This is a genomic window from Pseudovibrio japonicus (genome assembly GCF_014651595.1).
Classification (GTDB): domain Bacteria; phylum Pseudomonadota; class Alphaproteobacteria; order Rhizobiales; family Stappiaceae; genus Pseudovibrio; species Pseudovibrio japonicus.
Genome location: NZ_BMXE01000007.1, coordinates 18166 through 33211 on the forward strand (window position 1 = coordinate 18166; position 15046 = coordinate 33211).

The window sequence follows — 15046 nt, forward strand, 5'->3', positions numbered from 1 at the left end:
CCCCCGCTTAAGACTTGTTGAACATCTGGAGCATACGGCGCGTAACCATAAACCCGCCGACGATATTGATCGATGCAATGAGCACCGAGATGCCTGCGAGGAAATAAACGATCCAGCTGCCAGAGCCGAGCTGCAGCAGGGCACCGAGAATAATGATGCCGGAGATCGCGTTGGTAACCGCCATAAGTGGCGTATGCAGTGAGTGAGCCACACCCCAGATGACCTGGAAGCCGACAAATACTGCAAGGACGAATACGATGAAGTGTTGCATAAAGTCTGCCGGTGCATAGGCGCCAATCAACGCCATAATAGCGGCACCACCGACCAGCAAACCAATCTGCTTGCGACCAGCAGCCTTGGTTGCTGCTTCCTCTTCAGCCGCCAGTTCCTCAGGGGTTTTCTCAGGAGCTTTTGGCTTTTGGGCAGCAATTGCAGCAACTTTTGGCTTTGGCGGCGGGAAGGTGATTTCGCCGTCCTTGGTTGCCGTCGCACCGCGGATAACGTCATCTTCCATATTGATGTTGGCCTGACCGTCCTTCTCAGGGGTCAAGTCCGTCATCATGTGGCGGATGTTGGTTGCATACAGCGTTGAAGACTGGTTTGCCATGCGGGATGGGAAGTCTGTGTAGCCGATTACGGTGACGCCGTTTTCGGTAACAATCTTCTCGTCCATCACGGTCAGTTTACAGTTGCCGCCCTTCTCAGCAGCAAGGTCAACAATCACAGAACCCGGTTTCATGGACTGAACCATGTCCTCGGTCCAGAGCTCAGGCGCATCGCGGCCCGGGATCAGAGCTGTGGTGATGACGATGTCCACATCCGGTGCCAGCTCGCGGAATTTCGCCAACTGCGCTTCGCGGAATTCTGGAGAAGAAACAGAAGCATAGCCGCCTGTTGCTGCGCCGTCCTGCTGCTCTTCCTCAAAGTCCAGATAGACGAACTCAGCGCCCATGGACTCGACCTGCTCAGCCACTTCCGGGCGAACGTCGAAGGCCAGGGTGATAGCGCCCAGAGACGTGGAGGCACCAATTGCGGCAAGACCGGCAACGCCAGCGCCGATGACCAGCACTTTGGCAGGTGGTACTTTACCAGCAGCGGTGATCTGACCGGTAAAGAAGCGGCCAAAATTGTTGCCTGCTTCGATAACAGCGCGGTACCCGGCGATATTTGCCATGGATGACAGCGCATCCATCTTTTGCGCACGCGAGATACGCGGCACCATATCCATCGCCAGCACGTTGACCTTCTTGTCTGCAAACTGCTGAAGAAGCTCGCCATTTTGCGCTGGCCAGAAGAAGCTGATGAGGGTTTGTCCCTCGTGTGTCAATTGCAGTTCAGAAGCTTCGGGTGGACGAACTTTGATAACAATATCAGAAGTATCCCAGAGCGTTTTTGCGTCTGCTACAACCTTCACGTCAGCGTCTGTATAGTCTTTGTCAGAGAAGTTTGCCGCTTCACCTGCGCCGGCTTCGATAGCGCACTCGTAACCCAGCTTTTGCAGCTGTCGGGCGCTGTCCGGAGTCAACGCGACCCGACGTTCCCCGTCAAGGACTTCCTTGGCAGCCCCTATGATCATGTTCTAACCTCTTGCCTGTTAAATGGGTTTCCAGCAGAAATCGCTCGTTACCAACTGTTCCAATCGTTCTTTATTCTCTTTCCCAGCGTAGTAGCTGGGTCGGTTTTTGTGCAATGCACCAAAGGCCCTAAACTTGATGCAAGTGTTCAAAGGAATCTCTTTGACCAATCTTGCCCGAAAGGCAGGGTAAGCTCCTTTGCGTAAACCGCAAGTCTCTCCTGAAAACTTCGGAAATCCCTTCATCTTTAAAATGGACCCCGTTCAAATCACAGTAGGGTAAAGCACTATCTGAATGGCAGAGATTGACCTTTCCTGCACGGCGTCGGATCAAACTAAAGAATGAGGTGGAAAAGTGAAATTGAAGGAATCTCAACAAGACTCACGTAAAAATGATTTCCGGTGAGTATAATGCTGATTTTTCACAGGTTTTTGCTGGAATTACTTACGCTTTCTCTTGGGTGTGGAGAGGAAAACCATACCCAAAGCGACGAATTAACTAAAATATATTTATAATGAGATCTGAGCTGGCAGTTGGATGTACCACTCGATCGTTTCGCTGGATGCGACAACCTGACATAGCAGCAAGCCTGTGGGTGTTCACAAACCAGCCCCAAAACACTTGCGTTACCCTGTGCGTTACTTTGAGCAATTCAGCGTTTTTATGCGTTGCTACGTGAAAATGACGCGTGAAATTGGTGTTTGGGACAGAGGACTGCCCTCCCCACTCGCCTCAGCAGACCAGCAAGACCAGAACAAAAACAGAAACGCTGCACCGCGGGGATAAGACCGAACTGGCTTGGATGGATACCCCCGCGATCATCGATGGGTCAGTGATTTCTCCATGAGGTATGTTCTCGGTTTGCCGATTTCGGAGGTCTTTGGAACTTTAAGAGCCTTACCAGCAATATGCGGGTCTCAGGTTGAGTGTATTTCAGTGCTACCTATTAGCTGGCAGGAAAGATGTCTCTCTTAAAAAGCCTGCTTGAGTGGACTATTATCAAAACATTTAGTCTTTACGAAACTATATAATTCAGAAGATGGGCGGAAATATTCCGGGGTGGCGCAGCCGAAGTGCGTCGAAAATAGTTTTCCAAGGGGCAATTTGTCTTGGGCTCAGCTTTACTGCCCCTCTGAGACTCTTGATATCTTGACCAGAAAAGCAATGAAGTAGGAGTGGAGTTAGTTCTTGATTCATTTTTAACTGTCTAGCTAAATCGTGCTTTATTTTCCGATAGTTAAAATGATAAATATTATTTCTCTTCGGAAATAATTTGGCCTGCATATAGTCTAATCGATCCCTGCTTGTAAAAATATAATATTTAGTTGAATTATTAAAGTATTCATCAAGGCTATGTATTTTGTAGTGTTCAATATCTTGGGTATAGTTAACCCATCTAGTCTCAAATGGTACTATCTCCGGCTTAACGCTGTACTGAGGAACAAATGAGACTGAAACTTCAATCGTCAAAAATTTCGTTGCGACTATTGATAGGAAACCGCCCATGCTATTCCCAAGGCAAAATAACTTTTTGTCCTTAGATACTCTTAAAATGATTTTCTTTAATAGATCGAAATTAATATTGTTACCCCAAGACCTACGACGGTCTGTTACGAAAATGAAGTTATCAAAATTCTTTCCAGCGCCGAAAAATTCCGGCTTCTGGACATCTATGCCCCCCAATTTATGACCGACTCCGGTGAAGGAAATGAGTACAGTATTGCTTTTTGCGTCTGTTTCTCCGCGTTCTGTGATTATCAGATTTTCATCCTCGAAAAGCACTTGCATAACTTTAATACTTCTCCTTGTTGGACTATTCATGCATCAGTCCTAGAAAGATACTGCGGGTAACGACATATCTACAGGCAGTAAATAAATCATAGTATGAGTGATTGTTAGATCTCATTGAGATGATAGCCATAAGGATGCATAAATCAGCAAAATTCCTAAGATCATCATCAAAGGAAAGATGTAGTTAATATCATCAACATCCTGAAATCTCGCGACTTTTATCTTCCTCTCCAACAGGTAGAGAGAACCGCAACTTGTAAGTAAGGATCCCACGAACAATACGCACATAAGAACCAGATCCCCAGTGGGTGACCCCGTTTGAAAATACATGAAGAAGAAGTACAGAAAGCATACCGCTGCGCCAACAATCTGGTTGGCAAATCTATCATACATATAGATAACCTTTTCGTATCTTTGAGTATGTTCATATTTCTTGATGACGGTCCTCCTCCTTAGTTGGCCTCTTACAAAAATGTAGGCGCTTTCATCACACTCGGGAATCTTCAACCGCTAATCTTCGGTTGAAACGCACCGTCTAATCTGACTCCATGATCGGAGCTCCTAAATTACTGTAAAATGCTGGTTGAATAAGTAAGACCTACACCTACCTTAACGAGATAAAAGCACAGCCACATTTAAAAACTTGAACTTTGTGCAACTGGCCAAGATCCGGGGGGAGCCCAGTGTTGATGCATGCTATTCGTTTCTTGATATTGCTTATTTTGTTTGTAGGGCCTGTGAGTGGCGGTGCCCACGCGCAAACTGAAGATAGCCTTTTTGATAGGCTTCGAGTGCTCGACCAGCGCCTGTTTGCGGTTGGTTTCAATAGGTGTGAAACGGAGGTCTTCGGCGAGCTGGTTGCCGAAGACCTGGAGTTTTACCACGATCAAAGCGGCATCACAGTTTCTAAAGCGGCCTTTATTGGTGGGATCGAAAACGGTCTGTGCAAGTTAGACTACACCGCCAGAAGAGAGCTTAAAGAAGACAGTCTCCAAGTCTTTCCCCTTTACAATAATGACAGTCTGTACGGCGCCATTCAAACAGGCGAACACAGCTTTTACGCCATTTATGAAGATGGGCGCAATGAACTCACGTCAACAGCGCGCTTTACCCATCTATGGCGGTTAATTGATGGTGAATGGCAGCTCTCCCGCGTGCTTAGCTTTGATCATAGCTCCCCAGTGGAGTGACTTCACTTCGGGCTCAGCAAGAACAAGAGGTTGCTTCTCGAAATATTCAACTGCTCTCAAAGTATCTTTCTGGACCGCCTGCCAAGAATATGAACTGTCCACGTGCGCTCCTGTTTCATGCGAGGTTTCAGATTTCTCTTAAAGACATTGTAAGGACCAAACCCATTATTGTCGGGCTGCGACTTCACATGAACAGGTCATAGCCGCGTCTTGCTTGGTCAAAATTTCGTCGGTTGTTGTCATGTAAGCTCGCCAGGTTAATTCTGCGGCCTGACCCTATGGTTTTTTGGGAGCACTTCACAATGCCCAACCAAGAACGCTTATCTTCCCAGAATAAAGCTAAGCCCTTGACTCCCAGCGATACGGATGGAGGAACAGGTGCCTCTTCCTCATCATCCGCTCATCCGGCAGATGAGCCAGTCTCTGACACTGTGGATTGGCAGTGTGAGGCGGATGTGGTTATTGTCGGCGGCGGCTGTGTTGGGCTGGTTGCTGCGATACGGGCGCGTGATCTTGGTGCCTCGGTTATTTTGATCGAACAGAACTTCGACCTCGGCGGAAAATTGTCTCACAGTTTGGGGCGTGCGTCACTGGGCGGCGGAGACCCCATACAGGAACGGGACCGTCTTGGGCTGGACCCTGAAGATATGGGGCTGACTGAGCCTCTCATACCGCCGGAAGATCTTGAGGACGATCCTGACCGCCTGTTCACTGACTACACGGATTGGTCCGTGGTGAACGAAGGGGCATTTGCCGAATATCGCTACAACGACCCTAAGCTGCATCGTGCTCTTGCCGACAACGCAAGCGCTGTCCGGCAGTTGATGCTGGACAACTATGTGCGCTTTTCACGGATCACCGGAACGCACCTTGGCGGCGGCATGACGCGGGCGCGCGCGCCGTGGGCAATCATGAAGCTCTCTGACAAAACAGATATCGAGGCGGGTGAAGTCACTCTTGAAGATGCCGGCAGCATAGAAGAGGAGCGCAGCTCCCCTTTTAACCCGCAAGTGTATGGTCCAGCGCCATCTGCTAGTGATTTTGGGGCTCCGGGCTGGGTCGTGGGCGGGTTTGCGATTGCACGGCCATTGGAATACAGCGCCCGAAAAAAGGGCGTCCGCATTTTGCTCAATCGCCACATGGATGAGCTCATTCGCGAGCAGCCGTTTGCGGGCCGTGCCATTGGCATCAAAGCAAGCTACTCACCGCGCTTTCATCCAGAAACGGGTGAGCGGTTGGAAAGTTTCTGGACGCAGAACAACATCGATGACCGCAGGGAAACACTCTGCATTCGTGCACGGCGGGCCATCATTATAGGCAGTGGTGGCTATCAGGGAAATGTCCATTTTCGCAGTATGTTTGATCCAAGAATGAGAGAGCCCTCGATTCAATTTGGCTCCTCACTGATGGGGCCGCGCCATGGTGATGCCAGCGGCATAATCGCCGCGATGAAAATCGGCGCGAACCTGGCGGGCATGATGCAACAATACGGACATGATCTTGGGTCGCCCCGTCTCAGCGATATTATCGGGTCTTCCGATGCGAACGACGCTGTCTTTCCGGGTCATCCTGCTTTCCATTTCTGCCGCGCCTACGGCATTAAAATCGGGGCTGACGGCTGGGAACATCTGATTGCAGTCAATCAGGTGGGCGAGCGGTTTTATGACGAAATGTCGATCAGCGCCAATGTTGAAGCGCACGCAACGTATCCTCCAGGTGGTGGCACACCACTCAACCATTTTGTGCTTCCCGTATCCACCGCGACACGCAATCCGTTTCGGCAGCGGGATTGGAGAAATTCTTCCGTCAGCCATATCAAGCAAGTCTATAACCACGGTGCCGCTTCTGATGCAGCGCTTGGCCTGAATAAGGGCTCGGTTGCGCCGGATTTTCTGACTGGGCCCGTGTGGGCGATCTTCGATCAGGCTGCCGTGGAACGAACGGGGTGGCAGATACGCTATCCCTTTATTGCGGACCCACCGGATGGCTTCTTCATTAAAGCAGATACCATAGATGAGCTGGCCCGGTTGATGGCGCAGAACCCCTTCCAAAAGGAGGTTCCGGCACATCTTGCGCAGACAATCGCAAACTACAACAAATTCTGCGAGAAGGGACATGACCCGGATTTTGACAAGCCCGCCCTGCACCGCATAGACCAGCCCCCCTATTACGCCGCGATTATTCCGCTGGCAGTAACTGACTCCTATGGCGGTCTGCGCATCAATGAAAAAGCCCAGGTGGAGGACACCGCTGGCAATGTCATTGAGGGACTTTATGCAGCAGGTGAAGCATGCGGCGGCAGCGGCCAGCATGGTATCGGCCTTGCCTCAATAACCGGCTTCATTGCAGCGACCAATGCGGCTTCTAACTAGGTGCGCTCCGGCGGTGAGCGGGAGTGTTCTTAACCGCATAAGGTGATCCGGTGCCGGTTGCTCAGCGGTCCGCACTCATCAGATTGTCCCAGATGGATTGCGCGACAACGCCGACGTCTCTGTCGCGTTTGCGGATTTGGAACAGGCGGGATTGGCGCGGCTGGAAGCCCTCAACGTTCAACTGAACCAGTTCACCGCGTTTGAGTTCGTCCTTGATCATGTGTTCGGGAATGCCACCCCAACCGAGTTTGGCCTGCAGGATTTCCTTCTTGGCGGCAAAGTCTGTCACTGTCCAGCGCAGCCCGCCGGGTAGCAGGTCGCGGCTTTGTGTGAGGGCACCGCTGCCACTGTCGGCCACGACAATCTGCGTGTAGGTTTGCATTTCTGTGATGGTTTTCATGTGCTTGCTCTGCGCAGGCTCGAACTCGGGGTGTGCAACGGGCAAAATGGTGACATCAGCAAAGCCCACGGCTTCCACCTGTTCAACGGGAACGCCGTCCATGCTGGCGACAATAATATTAGCGCGGTCATTGAGCAGTCGTTCGATGGGGCCGCTCATGCTCTCGCGGGCCAGATGGATGTGTGTTGCCGGGAATTTTGCCCGCACTTGGCCGATGACCTCCAGGATTCGTTCCAACGGCAGGGTAGCTGCAATTGCGAGGGAGACTTCGGCTTCCTGTGCGGCGTTGAGCGTTTTGGTCAGGCTACCCAGTTGGTTCATCTGCTGCATGACGCGGATGGCTTGCCGGAAGAAAACTTCTCCGACAGGCGTCAGTTTAGGGCGATACGCCTCTCTGGACAGCAAGACCATATCAATTTCGGCCTCAAGCTTCTTCAGCGTGTGACTGATGGCAGACTGAGACTTGTGCAGTCGCTCCGCCGCTCCGCGAAAAGTCCCTTCCGTCACAATCGCATGTAAAACAACCAGTTGCTCATAATTCATAGAATACGCCGCCTAAACATGATTACTATTTCTAATCATTATCCTGAATAATCAATATTATCAATCAATCATGAAAGGCGTTACTTCCTCAATGCATAGGAACAACAAACTTGAGGAACGCTTCCAATGAAACTGTTTTACAAACCCGGCGCATGTTCACTGGCAACACACATCACGCTCAATGAGATTGCCGCCACCTACGAGATTGAGAGCGTAGACACCGATGCAGGCAAAACCAGCACCGGCCTCGATTTCAAAACAATCAACCCGAAGGGCTACGTGCCTGCCCTTCAGCTGGCCTCCGGAGATGTGCTGACGGAAGGTGCTGCGATCCTGCAAAACCTTGCGGATACTCATTCGGAATACGGTCTTGCCCCCAAACCTGGCAGCGTTGCGCGCGCCCGTTTGCAGGAGTACCTGAATTACACCAGCTCAGAAGTGCATAAGGCGTTCACTCCGTTCTTCACCGCATCTGCAACCGAAGAGGACAAAGAAAAGGCCGCGAAGAACGTGGCTGGCAAGTTCAACTATCTTGAGACCTTGTTCGCTGATGGCAGAGCTTACCTGCTGGGCGCAGACTTCTCAGTTGCAGATGCCTATCTCTTCGTCGTCTGCAACTGGTCGAACTTTGTTGGCATTGATCTAAAGGGCTGGCCTTCGCTCGCCGCCTTCGTAGAGCGCACAAGCCAGCGTCCATCTGCACAGGCTGCAATGAAAGCGGAGGGCTTGATCTGATGAGCGACTCGCAAACCTTTGGAGAGATCCAGAAAGTGATGAAAGGCTACTTTGACGGCCTCTACCATGCCGACACGAAAGCTCTCACCAAGGTTTTCCATCCCGACGCCCGGTACGTCAACATGATTGAAGGGGACTACATGAACAAGTCCCTGAGCGCGTACTTCGAGATGGTGGACCGGCGGGTTCCGCCCGCGAGCAAAGGGGAGCCGCGCAACGATTGCATCCACTTCATCGAATTTGGTGGCACTCAGATGGCTTTTGTAAAAGCCTCAATGACGATGATGAAACGTGAGTATCTGGACTTTCTCACCCTGACGAAAGACCAGCACGGCTGGCGGATCATGACCAAAATCTTCACATACATCGCAACGCCGGAGACAAGCTGATGCCTTATGTAAACATCAAGATCACCAAGGAAGGCGGGCCAGAGGGGAACGGTCCGACGGCTGGCGAAAAAGCCGAGCTGATTGAGGGCGTGACGGAGCTTCTATCGCGCGTGCTCAACAAAAAACCAAGCACGACCTTTGTGGTGATTAATGAAGTTGCCCTTGAAGACTGGGGTATCGGCGGGTTGCCCGTCATGCAGTATCGCCAGCAAGACGCCTGAGTGGTTGCAAACAAAAACGCAGGGTTTTGGCCCTGCGTTTTTTGGCTTGTCGTCTCTTGGGTATTTGCACCCAGTCTGATCAGGCAGCAACGGCGGCTGTGATGAGGATTTCGACTTTCAGACTGTCCAGCGCCAGTTTGCATTCGCCGCAGGCGCGCGCTGGTGTGTTTTCCGGGTCAACCCAAGCGTCCCAAACGGCGTTCATCTCGTCAAAGTCGGCAACATCATTCAGCCAGATGGTGGCTTGCAGAATGCGGGATTTGTTGGAACCGGCTTCTCCCAGCAGTGTTTCGATGTTTGCAAGAATGGCGCGGGTCTGCTCGGTTACGGTTTCGCCTTCAAGGTCAACCTGACCGGAAAGGTGTACGATGCCGTTGTAAACGACGACCTGGCTCATGCGTGGGCCTTTGCCCAAGCGAAGAATGTCAGACATGGGAATTCCTATGTTTTTAAGTGAAACGGTTCGGTGAAAGAGCTGCCAAAGTCTCCTCCGGTAGTTCGGTGGGGCGACCCAGGCAAAGATCCGCTGTGAGGCGGGAGAGCGCGGGGCTGGTCTGAATGCCGTAGCCTCCCTGCCCTGCCAGCCAGAAGAAACCTTCTGCGTCCGGCGCAAAGCCGACCACCGGACTGCGGTCCTCCACAAAACTGCGAAGGCCAGCCCAGCTGTGTTCCACGCGAGTGATAGAGAAGTTTACCGCATGTTCAAAATGGTGGAGCCCCTCTGCGAGCACCATGTCATCCACAAAGGCGTCATGGGGCTCAACGGGGACCTCATCTGCGGGTGAAACAAGCAGCTTGCCCGCTTCGGGCTTGGCGTAATACGACTCACCGGAGCTTTCAAAGACCGGCCAACTGCTGCAATCAACACCCTCTGGTAGTGGCACAATGGCCAAGGTGCGGCGTTTCGGGACCAAGCCAACGGGTCTGATACCCGCCAGTTCGGCGATCTTATCCGCCCATGCGCCTGCTGCATTGATCAAAATAGGCGCGCTAAACTTGCCCTTGGGTGTTGTGACAGTCCATTGGTCGTCAGTGTGTTCAATTTCCATGGCGGGTGCCGATAGGATAATCTCGCCGCCGCGCGACTTGAGCAAACGGGCGTAGCCCTGAAACAACCGGTCCACGTCAATATCGAAGGCATTGGGTTCATAAAGAGCTGAGGCAATTTTGCTCGGGTCAAGGATCGGGACCATCTTCAACGCTTCTTCTACGCTGCGTTTTTCCAGACCAACGGCGCCTTCTTCATAAGTCTCAAGCAGATTTTCATGCCCTGCCTCATCCAGCAACATCAAAACACCACGGTGGGAAAGAACGGAGCTGTCGCAGATGCCCTCGGGGTTCATGAGGGTTGGTTCTGAGACCGCGTTCAATGCGCGAATAACCGCGTTGCCATAGTTGCCGATGAAGACGGCAGCAGATCGCCCCGTGGAGTGGTGACCAATCACGTCCTCCATCTCCAGCACGGCTGTCTTGCCATGTTCTGCCAATTGAGAGGCTCCACTGATGCCCGCAATTCCGCCGCCGATGATCAGAAAATCGAAGTGCTGTGTCATGATGAGCCTCACAAATGAATTCTGCGTAGCTCTGAAATATTTCTGATTTGGCGCAGGGATGCGAGCAAAAAGTAATTCTACGCACGCTTATATTGTGACTGTAACAATTCTCAGGAAAGCGATGTGCGTTGGTGTCAGTCTGGTTCGATCTTGATTCCGAGGCCCTGAAGCAGGATGTGCTGCTGGCTGGCGGACACCACCATTCCGCGATAACCGCGCAGGCTGGTCAGGAACAATGCACCCAGATTTGCGCCTCTCAGGTCCGCATAGGTCAGATCCAGATCATCCGTTTCTGCATCAGACAGGGTGGAGCGCTTTAGGTCGGCGTTGGTCAGGTTCGTGTTGCTCAGATTGCTGCTGGTCAGGTCGCATTCAGTCAGGATGCCCTCTTCCAAATCCAGATCAGAAAGAGTGGCGTAGTTGAGCTGGCAATCGGTGAACGTTGCGCGCGGTTTCAAGGCGCGCCGGCCCGCTACCTTGCCAAAGTCACACCCTTCCAGTGAGGCGCCGGTTAAACGGCAGTTCTGGAACGCAATGCAAAACATCTGCGAATAGGGAAAGATCGTGAGACGCAGGTCACAGTTGTGAAACTCCACGTCGCTTAAGTCTGCATGACGAAAGCAGGCCCCTCCCCGCGTGTCTGCGTAGTAAAAGCTGCAATTCTCAAATTTCGCCTCGCGCAGATCGCAGCTTTTGAACATACCTGCCGGAAATTCGGTGTCTTTCCAGACGCTTTCGCGAAAGTCGATGCTGTTGAACTCACTTTCCGGCTCAAAACTGCAATTGCAAAACTCCGCATCGCGCAGGTCTTTACCGTCCAGCCAGGTTGCATCCAGCTCCACATTCCTGATGGGTTTGCCCGAGGATAGAAGAGCGGAGAATTCATCATAGGTGAGAGTTAATGAGGCTTCAGAGGTTGTCATGTGAGTACCGTAGTGAACGCGAGGAATCTCACTCTGCCATGTGCAGAATATGCGATCAATCCGGCTGCTTCAATTTGGCAAGAAAAGACCGGCATCGCCTCTTGAAATATGGAAGGCTAAGCCGGCTAAAAAATAATTTGTAATATATGCAGGTGGCTCGTTTCCCAAGCAAACAAACCACCAAATAGCAAACTCAAGGACCGAATTGCGATTGAAGGTTAGCCTTCTGTGCCAAGACTACCTTCGAAAACTTTGCTCCCGACGCCTCTTGTTTGCTGTTTTAAATGTACATAGATTTTCATCAAATGACTTGATGCAATTGCACTAGTTGACTGCAAAAAAACACGAATTTCTAAAATTTGATGATAACATTATGTTTTGTCTAGAAAAATGGTTCTAGTTTTTTATTCCATATACATGTCTGATGCATGAAATTTTGAAATCTGTGAGGGGCGACTGCGGGAAATCCCTCAGTAGGTTGCCTCAGCCTTGCCACGGAAAGCGTGAGAGCGTTGTCATCACCAGCCGCACGATCTCCGTTTGTGAGCCAACCTCTAACCGGCGCGACACATTTGCAATGTGATTGCGGGCGGTGTTGTAAGAGATGCCGAGCTGCTCAGCCGCATCCCGTGCCGATGCTCCGTTGGTCAGCGCCTTGACCACTTCGGTCTCTTTCGGCGTCAGATTCAGCAGATGGCTGATCATCTTGTCAGGCACATCGGAAAAATCTGTTGGATCAAACACCATCAAAAGACAGTTGGATGGTGGCTCTAGAAAATGAGAGAGATATTCAGGGGCGTCCTGCTCGCCCTCAATGGGCTGTACAAAGATTAGGGTGTTTGGCCCGAACTCATTGCGGATAATCACGGGCGCGGCAGGCGTGTTGGTGAAGATGGATTGTCTGACGCTGCTTTCCAGTGTAGCTGCTTCATCACCGGCTTTGGCGGTGACCCGCTTATACCTGCCAACCTGCAAGTTGGCATGGGTGCTCAATAGGCGCTCGGCGCGCTTGTTCATGACCTGAACGCAGCAGTTTTCATCCACCACCAGCGCACTAAAGGGCATTTGCTCCAGCCAGAACTTGCCCAGATCTCGTGTGGGTGCGATCGCATCACGCATGCGCCGCTGCAAGGCCAACTGAAATGCATTGCGGAAGAATGGTTGCAGGAACTTCACTTCCTCAAAGAGCTGCTCTTCGTCGTGCTCGGATGCAGCGCCTGGTAGGGAAATGTTGACGTAACAGCACAGGCTGTCGTGCCGATCAATGATCAGTGAAATGGCGCGGTCGATCTTATTGTTGACGTCCAGAAACGAGCCAACATACTCCGGGTGGATCTTTTCTTTCGGAAAGAGGCGGTGAACACGGCACGGCTCATCTATATCGGCTTCCTGTAAGATAGCAGGCAGTGGGTTCAGGTTGGCAACCGGCGCAAAGGTGTCGTGGAACTCCTGCCCGACGTTCAGGACCGTCCGATAGTTATAATTCTGGTCGTTCAGGCTCTGCACGTTGATCGCAAACGGAAACTCAGAATATTTCGTTTGCAGTTGTTTCAGCGCATTTTCCAGCGGCTCTTCGTTAACGAAGGTCCGGAAGATATCGCTGATACTCTGATCAAGGAGCGGGGTCATAATTATGGGTCTGCAATATCTCGATTTAAGGGGTCCAGATCGGTCTTTATGGATTTCTAATTTAGTAAACCATGTGAGTATTGAGCAGTCTGTCTGTTTAAATCAAGTAAGTTGACCGTTTGGTCGGAAAAGAAGGTAACGTTGCGATATATCGGCAACAGTACCTAATTGTATACTGGGGGTCGTTCTGGATGGACCAACATGGGCGGGGGAATGCGGACATAAAAAAGCCCGGAGAACCGGGCTTTCCTGTCGTTAAAAGAGGGATTTTGGCCGGGTAACAATGCCCCAATACTTGGCAGTAAAGAGGCCAAAAGCGCCAACCCAGCACAAGGCTGACAGGCCCAGTATCATGAAGTAGCCCTGCGGATAGAGGAGGATGCCAAACACCCGCACCGCTGCGCTCATGACAATGAGATAGTAGATGGCGACTTCTACCCAAGTGGCGATGAGCGGCTTGCCGGAGTGTCCCAGCGCACTGCGTGTCATCATGGCCAGCATCATGCCCGCAATGGAGCCGACGGTGATTGCGTGAATGGCCAGCACCTGATCCCATGGCGCATCCAGCAGAGCCCCTGCCCTGAGCAGCAGCGCAATTGGCAGCCACGCATAAGAGACCGGCAGAATCCAGAGAATTGGGTGACGCCATGTCATTTGCGGACGCCATAGGCCAATCTTGACGATGTGCAGTGCGGCAAGAACAAGCAGTCCAACCGCCCGCAGGGTTGCTGCTTCATAGCTCATGCCGAAGTAGATATCGCTGACCAGCAGCAGTACCATGCCAATGCCGATGACATCTTCAAGGCGCTGGTTTCGTACTGCTCGTTTGACACCAAGCGCATTGTTGGTGAACAGAGGAATGATGCGGCCCCCGATCACGGTCACGAAGATGGCAAAGACATCCACCGCCCACATGAATACGTCTGCTGGAAGATAGCTGATGAGACCCAGTGCGATAGCGTGGAAGAGTGCATTGGCCGCTGCGAGTACCAGCAAGAGCCCAACAACAAAGTAATTGCGCTTGTTCTGTGCCTGATAGAGCGGGATCGCGACGCCAAGCGCTGCCAGTGGCAGGAACAGCAGATCTACAATCTGCGCAACAGGCCCGCCGCCCACGAACAAAAGCACCCTCGCTGCAAGCCATAAGGCCAGCAGGCCACCAAGGGCCAGGCCATTGGGTGTGGGGCGTCCGGTCCAGTTGGGTACTGCGGTGTAAAGGAAGCCAACAAGAATGGCCACGGCAAAGCCGAAGATCAGCTCATGGGAATGCCAGAGCACGCCTTGCAGCGGGCCGTTGATTTCAACAAAACCGATAATGGAAGCCACCCACAACGGAACGCTGATGGCCGCATATGCAGCGCCTGCAATATAAAACGGGCGAAAACCAAGGGACAGGAAAGCCTCCCAGGAAAACCCCGCGTTTACTCTGGGAGGATTTGGGAAGGTTTGAGTTTGCTGCATATATTCAGTCCCGGTCGGCGAAGGTAAGCCTTCGCTCATTTCTCACTTAAGCTGAGGAAACGCCCCGACCAGATGTAGATGGAGCGATGGTCGGATTTCCGTTAGCTGCCCTTATAAACCTGAAACTAATACTCATATTTGCGCAATGTCAATTAATTCTAAAATCCCCAATGTCGCAGGGGCCTGCACGCCCACTGAAAACACTTGCGGATAACGCGATTTGCGGTGCTTCTGCCAGACTTTCGCCTTCTTCTGCCTCAAGGTT

The 15046-nt window shown here is 51.8% G+C and carries 13 protein-coding genes; 5 read left to right on the plus strand and 8 right to left on the minus strand.

Features of this window, described 5'->3' with window-relative positions:
* Window positions 1-7: 7 nt before the first annotated feature.
* Window positions 8-1576 (minus strand): Re/Si-specific NAD(P)(+) transhydrogenase subunit alpha, encoded by a 1569-nt coding sequence (locus IE076_RS17145; RefSeq protein ID WP_189438017.1) that lies wholly within the window; start codon window positions 1574-1576, stop codon window positions 8-10.
* A gap of 1030 nt (window positions 1577-2606) precedes the next feature.
* On the minus strand, window positions 2607-3395 hold the full coding sequence (locus IE076_RS17150) for a hypothetical protein (protein WP_189438018.1): 789 nt from the start codon (window positions 3393-3395) through the stop codon (window positions 2607-2609).
* Between the two features lie 659 nt (window positions 3396-4054).
* On the opposite strand from IE076_RS17150, the gene IE076_RS17155 reads away from it, so the two are divergent.
* Entirely contained in the window at window positions 4055-4555 is a 501-nt protein-coding gene (locus tag IE076_RS17155) for a nuclear transport factor 2 family protein (RefSeq protein WP_189438019.1), read from the plus strand.
* A gap of 302 nt (window positions 4556-4857) precedes the next feature.
* Window positions 4858-6927, plus strand: coding sequence for an FAD-dependent oxidoreductase (locus IE076_RS17160; protein ID WP_189438020.1), 2070 nt, complete (start codon window positions 4858-4860; stop codon window positions 6925-6927).
* A gap of 61 nt (window positions 6928-6988) precedes the next feature.
* Here IE076_RS17160 and IE076_RS17165 read toward each other — a convergent pair whose 3' ends face one another.
* Window positions 6989-7870: a LysR family transcriptional regulator gene (locus IE076_RS17165; protein ID WP_189438021.1), complete on the minus strand. Its 882-nt coding sequence runs from the start codon at window positions 7868-7870 to the stop codon at window positions 6989-6991.
* A gap of 126 nt (window positions 7871-7996) precedes the next feature.
* Between IE076_RS17165 and gstA the strand changes: the two genes are divergently transcribed.
* From gstA to IE076_RS17180, 3 genes are read left to right on the plus strand one after another with little or no spacing between them, the layout of a single operon-like run.
* Window positions 7997-8605, plus strand: a complete 609-nt coding sequence (gene gstA / locus IE076_RS17170) for a glutathione transferase GstA (protein ID WP_189438022.1) — start codon at window positions 7997-7999, stop codon at window positions 8603-8605.
* Window positions 8605-8994: a nuclear transport factor 2 family protein gene (locus IE076_RS17175; protein ID WP_189438023.1), complete on the plus strand. Its 390-nt coding sequence runs from the start codon at window positions 8605-8607 to the stop codon at window positions 8992-8994. Before gstA ends, IE076_RS17175 begins: the two co-directional genes overlap by 1 nt.
* On the plus strand, window positions 8994-9215 hold the full coding sequence (locus tag IE076_RS17180; protein WP_189438024.1) for a tautomerase family protein: 222 nt from the start codon (window positions 8994-8996) through the stop codon (window positions 9213-9215). Before IE076_RS17175 ends, IE076_RS17180 begins: the two co-directional genes overlap by 1 nt.
* Before the next feature lie 79 nt (window positions 9216-9294).
* On the opposite strand, the gene IE076_RS17185 is transcribed toward IE076_RS17180, so the two are convergent.
* From IE076_RS17185 to IE076_RS17205, 5 genes are all read right to left on the minus strand, one after another.
* Window positions 9295-9648: a RidA family protein gene (locus IE076_RS17185; protein WP_189438025.1), complete on the minus strand. Its 354-nt coding sequence runs from the start codon at window positions 9646-9648 to the stop codon at window positions 9295-9297.
* Window positions 9649-9664: 16 nt separating this feature from the next.
* Window positions 9665-10768 (minus strand): NAD(P)/FAD-dependent oxidoreductase, encoded by a 1104-nt coding sequence (locus tag IE076_RS17190; RefSeq protein WP_189438026.1) that lies wholly within the window; start codon window positions 10766-10768, stop codon window positions 9665-9667.
* 134 nt (window positions 10769-10902) lie between these two features.
* Window positions 10903-11691, minus strand: coding sequence for a pentapeptide repeat-containing protein (locus IE076_RS17195; protein WP_189438027.1), 789 nt, complete (start codon window positions 11689-11691; stop codon window positions 10903-10905).
* Between the two features lie 483 nt (window positions 11692-12174).
* Window positions 12175-13320 carry a helix-turn-helix transcriptional regulator gene (locus IE076_RS17200; protein WP_189438028.1) on the minus strand — a complete coding sequence of 382 codons (1146 nt, stop codon included), beginning with the start codon at window positions 13318-13320 and terminating at the stop codon, window positions 12175-12177.
* A gap of 255 nt (window positions 13321-13575) precedes the next feature.
* Window positions 13576-14781, minus strand: a complete 1206-nt coding sequence (locus tag IE076_RS17205) for an NnrS family protein (protein WP_209009215.1) — start codon at window positions 14779-14781, stop codon at window positions 13576-13578.
* Window positions 14782-15046: the final 265 nt, after the last annotated feature.

Bases quoted from the DNA above. Each gene is read 5' to 3' on its own strand.
- IE076_RS17145 (WP_189438017.1), bottom strand. From the start codon at position 1,576: ATGATCATAGGGGCTGCCAAGGAAGTCCTTGACGGGGAACGTCGGGTC.
- IE076_RS17150 (WP_189438018.1), bottom strand. From the start codon at position 3,395: ATGAATAGTCCAACAAGGAGAAGTATTAAAGTTATGCAAGTGCTTTTC.
- IE076_RS17155 (WP_189438019.1), top strand. From the start codon at position 4,055: ATGCATGCTATTCGTTTCTTGATATTGCTTATTTTGTTTGTAGGGCCT.
- IE076_RS17160 (WP_189438020.1), top strand. From the start codon at position 4,858: ATGCCCAACCAAGAACGCTTATCTTCCCAGAATAAAGCTAAGCCCTTG.
- IE076_RS17165 (WP_189438021.1), bottom strand. From the start codon at position 7,870: ATGAATTATGAGCAACTGGTTGTTTTACATGCGATTGTGACGGAAGGG.
- gstA (WP_189438022.1), top strand. From the start codon at position 7,997: ATGAAACTGTTTTACAAACCCGGCGCATGTTCACTGGCAACACACATC.
- IE076_RS17175 (WP_189438023.1), top strand. From the start codon at position 8,605: ATGAGCGACTCGCAAACCTTTGGAGAGATCCAGAAAGTGATGAAAGGC.
- IE076_RS17180 (WP_189438024.1), top strand. From the start codon at position 8,994: ATGCCTTATGTAAACATCAAGATCACCAAGGAAGGCGGGCCAGAGGGG.
- IE076_RS17185 (WP_189438025.1), bottom strand. From the start codon at position 9,648: ATGTCTGACATTCTTCGCTTGGGCAAAGGCCCACGCATGAGCCAGGTC.
- IE076_RS17190 (WP_189438026.1), bottom strand. From the start codon at position 10,768: ATGACACAGCACTTCGATTTTCTGATCATCGGCGGCGGAATTGCGGGC.
- IE076_RS17195 (WP_189438027.1), bottom strand. From the start codon at position 11,691: ATGACAACCTCTGAAGCCTCATTAACTCTCACCTATGATGAATTCTCC.
- IE076_RS17200 (WP_189438028.1), bottom strand. From the start codon at position 13,320: ATGACCCCGCTCCTTGATCAGAGTATCAGCGATATCTTCCGGACCTTC.
- IE076_RS17205 (WP_209009215.1), bottom strand. From the start codon at position 14,781: ATGCAGCAAACTCAAACCTTCCCAAATCCTCCCAGAGTAAACGCGGGG.